The 7,734-nt window shown below is 37.3% G+C and carries 8 protein-coding genes; 1 reads left to right on the forward strand and 7 read right to left on the reverse strand.

Annotation, left to right across the window (positions count from 1 at the left end):
• Nucleotides 1–81: 81 nt before the first annotated feature.
• Together AB5627_RS13985 and AB5627_RS13990 are read right to left on the reverse strand one after the other, a co-directional pair.
• Nucleotides 82–660, reverse strand: coding sequence for an accessory gene regulator ArgB-like protein (locus tag AB5627_RS13985; protein WP_117905959.1), 579 nt, complete (start codon nucleotides 658–660; stop codon nucleotides 82–84).
• Nucleotides 661–1,214: 554 nt separating this feature from the next.
• Nucleotides 1,215–2,376, reverse strand: a protein-coding gene (locus tag AB5627_RS13990) for an IS3 family transposase (protein WP_181979942.1) whose coding sequence is annotated in 2 segments (ribosomal slippage) — nucleotides 1,215–2,090 and nucleotides 2,092–2,376 — 1,161 coding nt in all. Because the reading frame shifts where the segments join, the coding sequence is not laid out codon by codon here.
• A gap of 446 nt (nucleotides 2,377–2,822) precedes the next feature.
• Between AB5627_RS13990 and AB5627_RS13995 the strand changes: the two genes are divergently transcribed.
• The gene (locus AB5627_RS13995; RefSeq protein ID WP_302837868.1) at nucleotides 2,823–4,049 is read left to right on the forward strand and encodes an IS256 family transposase; all 1,227 of its coding nucleotides are present in this window, start codon (nucleotides 2,823–2,825) and stop codon (nucleotides 4,047–4,049) included.
• A gap of 164 nt (nucleotides 4,050–4,213) precedes the next feature.
• Here AB5627_RS13995 and AB5627_RS14000 read toward each other — a convergent pair whose 3' ends face one another.
• The 5 genes from AB5627_RS14000 to AB5627_RS14020 all read right to left on the reverse strand — a co-directional run.
• A complete protein-coding gene (locus AB5627_RS14000; RefSeq protein WP_117905895.1) occupies nucleotides 4,214–4,396 on the reverse strand; it encodes a hypothetical protein in 183 nt (60 codons plus the stop codon).
• Nucleotides 4,397–4,422: 26 nt separating this feature from the next.
• Complete coding sequence (locus AB5627_RS14005; RefSeq protein WP_117905894.1) at nucleotides 4,423–4,635, reverse strand: hypothetical protein; 213 nt, start codon at nucleotides 4,633–4,635, stop codon at nucleotides 4,423–4,425.
• Between the two features lie 184 nt (nucleotides 4,636–4,819).
• Nucleotides 4,820–5,020 (reverse strand): hypothetical protein, encoded by a 201-nt coding sequence (locus AB5627_RS14010; protein ID WP_117905893.1) that lies wholly within the window; start codon nucleotides 5,018–5,020, stop codon nucleotides 4,820–4,822.
• Nucleotides 5,021–5,201: 181 nt separating this feature from the next.
• Nucleotides 5,202–5,489 carry a hypothetical protein gene (locus AB5627_RS14015; protein ID WP_117928500.1) on the reverse strand — a complete coding sequence of 96 codons (288 nt, stop codon included), beginning with the start codon at nucleotides 5,487–5,489 and terminating at the stop codon, nucleotides 5,202–5,204.
• On the reverse strand, nucleotides 5,486–7,734 hold a 2,249-nt coding region (locus AB5627_RS14020; protein WP_368369909.1), incomplete at its 5' end, for a VWA domain-containing protein. The genes AB5627_RS14015 and AB5627_RS14020, both read right to left, overlap by 4 nt.

Genomic DNA, 7,734 nt, shown 5'->3' on the forward strand with positions numbered 1-7,734 from the left:
GGCTGACAATAGGTTATGCTGCAGGCTTGACCTGTTACTAATGTCGTTATGCCATAGATCGCACTGAGAATTAACGTATTATTACGATTTCATATGTAGTCTTATTTTCTCTGCAATCATCGCACAATTTAATGTAAATATTCCCGTTACTGAATAAAAACATATTTCTGATTTAAAAAAATAAAATATTATGCAGAATATTGTCCATACAAAAAATGAAATCAAAGATTTTTTTCTTAACTTCATCTTCTTTTTTTCTGAAATAGGTTTGTTCGGATGTTCAACCGGTGCAAATCTAAATAATATTATTGCTGATAAAATCCATAAGATCGGCGATAATATACTCATAGTAGTTATACTAATAGTTTTTATTGATAAAATAAAAACAGAAAGCACACAAACAAGTGTAAGCATACATCCCCAATGCGTATCAGCATGATATCCTCCAGCATACATTCTTATCGTAACAAACGCTGTTAAATTGAAAAAGCAGGGTATAAATTCATTAGAAATTAAAGCAATAATAATAGCTACAACCAAATTGAAAATTGTGGATAACAGTAACTCTATTCCATATGCATAAACTTCGGAATCTTCCGCCGCTATAATTTTATTGTCGGAAAAAAAACACGCCATACCTTTTGCGAGTTTTGAAATCATCACTCATCACCTCGCTTTTAGTATAGCGTGTCTAAATTGTTTTTTTCAATAGTTTTGCGTCAAATGACATTTCTTGACTTAAAAACTCATCTGCTTTAATAATTTGTTAATATATCATCAGAAGGATCAAGATAAGAACATTATAACTTCTTTTAATTTTGAGTAATCTATAAAAAGTGAATCGTTATTTGTTTATAAAAATAAAGCGATACCACAATTATTGCGGTATCGCTTCCTGACCCCCAAAAATCTTAACAATATTTAACATAGTATAATTACCATAGTAAGATTCTGTAGCGTTAGTGGTTTACTGGTTGTTTTTTCAGATTATTATCAATATCTTCTTATTTTTTATAATGATACATTGTACGTATAATAACTACTGAAATTGTCTAATAAAATAGTAATTTTACCCACGCTACACGTCAAATTTTGTATTAAGTTCTATAATTGAATGAAGGTCTCTATAATGTCCCCCTTGTCAAGACACAAATGAAAAAAATTATCGTGACAGCGAAAACCTTGTATAGCCATCCAAAAAACGTAAGCAAAATTTATGCAGCATTGCATACAGACTTGGCTTGGTAAACCTGCACAGGCAACTTGTAGCCAAGCGCCTGATGGGGTCTTTCGTTGTTGTAATCCTTGATGTAACTACCAATCTGCTGCCGCAGCTCTCTGGGATTGCTGTATTCATTGATATAAATCAACTCCGTTTTCAAGCTGCGAAACCAGCGTTCAATTACCACATTATCCACCCATCTAGCTTTTCCGTCCATACTCTGGCGGATATTCTTCGCTTTCAGAAATTCAATATAGTCATTGCTTGTAAACTGGCTGCCCTGATCAGAATTGATAATTTCAGGATTGCCGTATTGTTCCATGGCATTTGTGACTGCTGCTAAAACCGGTGCAGTATCCAGCGTATCAGACAATTCATAGCCCACGATAAAACCGCTGTACCAATCAATAATCGCTGTCAGATACATATGGCTGCGCCCCATTTTGATATAGGTGATGTCAATTGACCATACCTGATTTGGTCGGTCAATTTTTAGATTTTTCAGCAGATACGGAAATTTTAAACTGTTCTTTCCGGGCTTTGAAAGATTGGATTTCGGATAAACCGGACAGATATTCATTTCCGCCATATAACGTCTGACAAGCTTTCTGCCGATTGCAATCCCGTCTTCCTGTACAAGCTTTTCTTTGATTTTCCGATGACCAATGTAGCAGAATTTTGTGTGCCAGTAGTCAATACGTGATTTGATGTATTCCTCACGCTCCAAGGCTTTTTCTGCCGGTTCAACAGGCTGATAGTACATCGAAGTGCGGTTGATTTCAAGCAGTTCACACTGTTCCTTAATGTTCAGCCTATCATTCTTCATAACCAGACTTTTCCTTCCAGTCAGGTCCGAGCACTTCTTCAGATTTTTTTTTGAGCCAGTCCACCTGAACTGTCAGGTGACCGATTTTCTGCATAAGCTTTTCTTCCCGCTTTTTTGAGTTCTCAGCTGCTCTTTTTGCTTCCTTTTCTGATTTTGAACCATTAAAGGCACGGGATGCATTCTCAAGAAATTCCTTTTTCCAATTTTTCAGCTGATTGACGTTGATTCCTTCACGACTTGCTATCTCGCTGATCGTCTGCTCTCCCTCCAGTATTTCTATTACGATTTTTGCCTTGTACTCTGGTGTGTATGTGTTCCTCTTCGCCATTATCGTGTCCTCCTGTTTCTTTCTTTTATTATACCACTGTCACGATGTTTTGGCAATTTTGTGTTCAGTTTCTAGGGTACATTATACTCTTTCTTCGCTTTACAATGTTTTTAATTATAAGTGTGATAAATATAATTATAGTAGCACATATAAAGACGAAAACGATAATACCAAACGTGTTATTATTAGGAGTATAGTAATCAATTTTTAGATTATTGCTGCTAATGTTATAAATAATACCTCCAGTCAAATAACCCTTAGCTTTTTTTATTGTTCCGACATCAGAAACACTTATTACTTCCTTATCCTCATTCAGTATGGCTACTTTGATTTTTGGGGAATATTGCATTAACAAGTCAAAATTCTTATTGGACCCTCTGAAAAAAAGTCTGTAAAAAGTCAGTCAACTGTGGTATAATAAAAATAACACAGGAGGCTGATTTTTTATGGCAAGAAGAAAAAGAGAACCAATGAGCGAAGGAAAAAAGAACATCATCGGAATGCTGCTCGAGGAGTATGATATCCGGTCAGCAAAGGATATAGAAGATGCTCTGAAGGATCTTCTTGGCGGCACTATACAGGAAATGCTTGAGGCAGAGATGGATGAACACTTAGGGTACAGTTCATATGAACGCTCGGACAACTCCAATTACCGCAATGGTAGGAAAACCAAGAAGATACGTGGAAATTTAGGTGAAACAGAAATTGAAGTACCACAGGATCGAGACGAAACATTTGAGCCAAAGGTGGTAAAAAAGCGTCAAAAGGACATCTCCGGCATTGAACAGAAGATCATTTCGCTGTACGCAAAGGGCATGACAACACGCCAGATAAGCGATACCATCGAAGATGTTTACGGATTTGAGGTCAGCGACGGAATGGTATCAGACATCACAGACAGACTTCTTCCGCAGATAGAAGATTGGCAGAATCGTCCGCTTGATGAAGTGTATCCGATTGTTTTCATCGATGCAGTACACTTTTCAGTGCGTGATAACGGACAGATAAAAAAGCTTGCAGCATATGTAATCCTTGCAGTAAGCTTGACAGGTCACAAGGAAGTTTTATCCATACATATCGGAGAAAACGAGAGTGCAAAGTACTGGCTTGGAGTCCTGAATGAGCTGAAAAATCGCGGCGTAAAGGACGTCCTCGTGATATGTGCCGATGGCCTTTCGGGTATGAAAGAAGCCGTAAATACGGCATTTCCACAGACAGAATTACAACGTTGTATCGTTCATCAGGTGCGAAATACGCTGAAATATGTTGGCGAAAAAAGCAAGAAAGAATTTGCTAATGATCTGAAAACAATTTACCATGCACCGTCTGAGGACGCTGCACTTAAGCAGCTTGAGCGTGTGACGGAGAAGTGGGAGAAAGATTATCCAAACGCCATGAAAAGCTGGTACAAAAACCGGGATGTTATCTCGCCGATTTTCAAGTTTTCAGCAGAGGTCAGAAAGGTCATTTACACCACCAACGCCATCGAAAGCCTTAACAGCGGCTATCGCCGTCTGAACAAGCAGAGGAGCGTATTTCCGAGCGATACGGCGCTCCTAAAGGCTTTGTATCTGGCAACCCATGAGATTACAAAGAAGTGGACTATGCCGCTGAGAAACTGGGGTAGAGTTCTGGGAGAGCTTGAAATCATGTATCCCGACAGGCTCGGCTGAGCGAGCCGCTGAAAATCAGCCTGATTCCATTGCGCTGCGCTCCATTCCATCAGGCTGATTTTCAAAAAGAACCTTGACAAATTACAGTATTTATTGTATACTGTAAAAAATCGGAGCGGCAAATTTTTCATGTCGCTCCCAACTAACGTTTTTATCACAGTTGATTAATTTACAGAGATTTTTTCGCAGAGCCTCTTATTGTAATTAGGATAGTCAAACGGAATAACCTCATTATCGGCACGAATAGTTTCTCCGTAATCACTTTTGTATTTATTTATCTTCATATCGTTATCAGCGTCAGTAAAATGCAATGAATAGCTTATAAAACCATCGTTTTCATAGCGCACATAGGAATCACTTTTATCAAAACCATTTATTTTGGCATTTTGCTGTTGAAATCAGTGTATACCGGATCAGAAGTTTTTATCTTTACAAGAAGATCAACATAATACGCCTCATCAGATAGTCCTTGCGTATGAATTGTTATCGTCCTTGCTTTATCTTCTGCCGCATATACAATGTTTTGTGAAATGTAAAGCACAGAAACAATCAATGTAAATATAACAGCTACTATGCTATTCTTCACTACAATTCCTCTTAGTTATGATATGTATAAAATATTGCTGAACCCAGACAGTTTATACCCAATGTATTCTTCATATTCATCATAATCAATAAAATATTTTCCTCCCCAAGAATAGAAATTTTCATGATATTCTGGTAACTGTTCACTCCATTTAGCAAAACTTTTCCAATTGCTTACCGAAAGATTATTTTTTCCTTAGAATAACGATTGTAAGAATAATAAATAATACAACAGCAATAATTAGATATAATACAAACAATTTGGCATTGAGCATTCCAATTAAACCTATTTCTTTATGATCTTTTTTCCACCAAATGAGTATGATAGATATTATTAAGATAATAATGATATTTATGATCCACAAAATAGTGATTGCTTTTTTCATTATTCATCCTCCCATAGTTACTCATGAATGAAAACTACTGAAATTGCCCAATGAAAGAGTAGATTTCTACACTTTCATCAAATGTTCTCAAATTAATTTTAAGGCCTTTAGGTTACCACAAGCATATTCGTCAATCATATCAATCACTTTTATGCAAATAAAACCAAACTTAAGGATAGATTTAAAAATTCCAAATAGGTCCCGCAATAAAGTACATCCAAAACCATGCGGTAAACAGACTAAATAGTTCAGAAACAATCCAATAGACAATCTTATGGACTGTTGAAGATAGAGGTGCGATGAAATAGACTACGAACAGAAGAATTTCCAGTAGCAGAAAAAAGGATAACTCCAGCCATACCGCTTTTCTGCCAAGAACCGTATTTGTAATACCGATTCCTGCAATTACGACGAAATATAGTATGTGTAAAGCCAAAGCAACCAATAATTTCAGAATTAATTTTTTCATAAACTATACTCCAAAACTGAATACAAATCATAAACAAATGAGTTGGACTTTTCTTTTATTCTATTCTTTACAACAGATGGTATTGCATTTGTATCAATTTGGTCATCTTGATAAATGAGATTCCAGGCTCTTGTAGCAACCAATACACAGTTGTTCCAAAGCAAATCATATGTGTTGTGATCATTATGATATTGTATTAGTTTATCCCACTGATCCTGTGTAATTTTCTTAGTATAGGCGTAGTTTTTATCATATTCCTGCTTAAAATCACTTGGGTTTGAAGAATCATAGTTTTCTTTATAATTATTTGCTTCAACAGCAAATTCTCTGTTGAAGTAGATTCCTGCCACATCACTCTCACTGCCACTAGAGGAGCCACTAGAAGGTCCTGCAGAACTGCCACTTGAACCACCTGAACTACCAACAGAACTGCCACCGGAATTTGATCCACTTTCACCAGAAACTGAAGAGCCACCAACAGCAGCTCCCGCATTTCCGATTGAAACAGACTGTCCACATTGAATATCATAAAAGCATGGGTCAACCTTATTCCAAGTTTGATAGGTATAGCCACGAACAAATCCTGTGAAATCAAGCGTGTCATTAACAGCACTTTTGTATACAAGAAATCCGTGTCCAGTAAGAGGGTTGCTACAAGAAACTATTGTCAGTTCACCTATGACGATATCTTCTACTTCTTCATCATAGTAACCCTTGACACGTGGTTCATTATCCACTTCATCATAGATACCATCCTTATCCGTATCCTCTTTAGTCGGATTACTATAATAATCATAAGCCGGAACAGAGGGATATTCATAATCCCAAGGGAGTCCTAGAAGGTAAAGAAACGGTGAAACATCAATATATTTAGTAGGCCAAACACTCTTAAGTTCCTCTCTGTCAAGCAGAGAATCCTTATCAGTATCAGCTGTTCCGTTCCAAACTGGTCTTTCATCAAGCTTAACAATTTGCGGAATGAGTCCGTTAAGAGCGACCCAGCATCCGCTGTTGGTTTCCTCGTTGATCATATCTGCAATTGAAAGCAGCTCATCCTTAAAATTGCCGCCAACATTTGCAAATATGCCTCCGGTACTTTCATAAAGAGATTTGTATGTAGACTGATAACTTGAATTTGAAACGACAGATACATTAATATCATCATCAACAAGTAAATCGATCATTTCACTCATTGATTTGATTCCATAATTGTTGTCAATCTTGTATCCTGCGTCTGTTACAAGAACAAAGAATTTTTGTGATGACGTTCTTAAATTGAGCTGACGAGCCATTTCTAATGCGTCTATTGCCGTTTCAGGAGTATCTCCGCCGCCGTCAACAGTCAATTTTGCAATTTCAGCTTTGAAGTCATCCGCATTTTTGAACCAGTTATCTCCATCGGGATTTTTCTTTGTATTGGTTGAATTTTCACCGTCACAGGTAATATCTCTGTAATCAACAAGTGCAAAAGATGGAGTAATTCCTGCAGATTCGATTTCATTTACAAACGCAGTAATGTTATTCTTTACATTGTTAATATATCCGCTCATTGAACCGGTTGTGTCAATTACAAACACAATGTCTACCTGACCTTTGATCTGAACTGTTGCAATGCTTGCCGCAGCGTCGGATACGGCTCTTGCAGCAAAAGTCTGAATTGACGGCTGAGCCTCTACAGATGTTTCTGAAGGAATATCAAGACCAAGTGATTCAAGCCAACTAATAACATCAAGGACAAAATAAATGCCTTCTGCTGAAATATCAGCGCTTAATGTTCTTGTTTCTTCATCGTAAGTTGTAGCCAACGGAGTTGTATTTTCTCCGTCATTATAGCAGATAAGGAGTCCGTTTGTCAATTCGCCTGCTAATTCATAATTTTTTACTGTGTAATCCTCGCTCAAAGTAAAAGAAAGATTTCCACTGTTAATTTCGGATTTTGTAATTTCAATGACCTTGCCTACATATACTCTTTCTTCGCCTTTTAAATGACCTGTATACTCGGAAATATCAATATTGCTGTTTACATTTCCCTTTGCCGAAACTGTAAGTAACGATGGCACTGCAAGATTATCTTCAAACAAATCGCTATCAAATCTGCTTTGATCAACAGTCTGCTCGAAATACTCATCACAGTCAAGCACTCCATTATCATCTGTATCAGGCTTTAACGGATCAAGCCCGATATGCGGCTCATCCCCATCCGGCAAACCGTCCCTGTCCGTATCCGGATTCAACGGGTCGGTGT

It is taken from the genome of Ruminococcus sp. RTP21198st1_G1_RTP21198_201120, assembly GCF_040924265.1.
Lineage (GTDB): Bacteria > Bacillota > Clostridia > Oscillospirales > Ruminococcaceae > Hominimerdicola > Hominimerdicola aceti.

Bases quoted from the DNA above. Each gene is read 5' to 3' on its own strand.
- AB5627_RS14010 (WP_117905893.1), bottom strand. From the start codon at position 5,020: ATGAAAAAAGCAATCACTATTTTGTGGATCATAAATATCATTATTATC.
- AB5627_RS14015 (WP_117928500.1), bottom strand. From the start codon at position 5,489: ATGAAAAAATTAATTCTGAAATTATTGGTTGCTTTGGCTTTACACATA.
- AB5627_RS13985 (WP_117905959.1), bottom strand. From the start codon at position 660: ATGATTTCAAAACTCGCAAAAGGTATGGCGTGTTTTTTTTCCGACAAT.
- AB5627_RS13995 (WP_302837868.1), top strand. From the start codon at position 2,823: ATGGCAAGAAGAAAAAGAGAACCAATGAGCGAAGGAAAAAAGAACATC.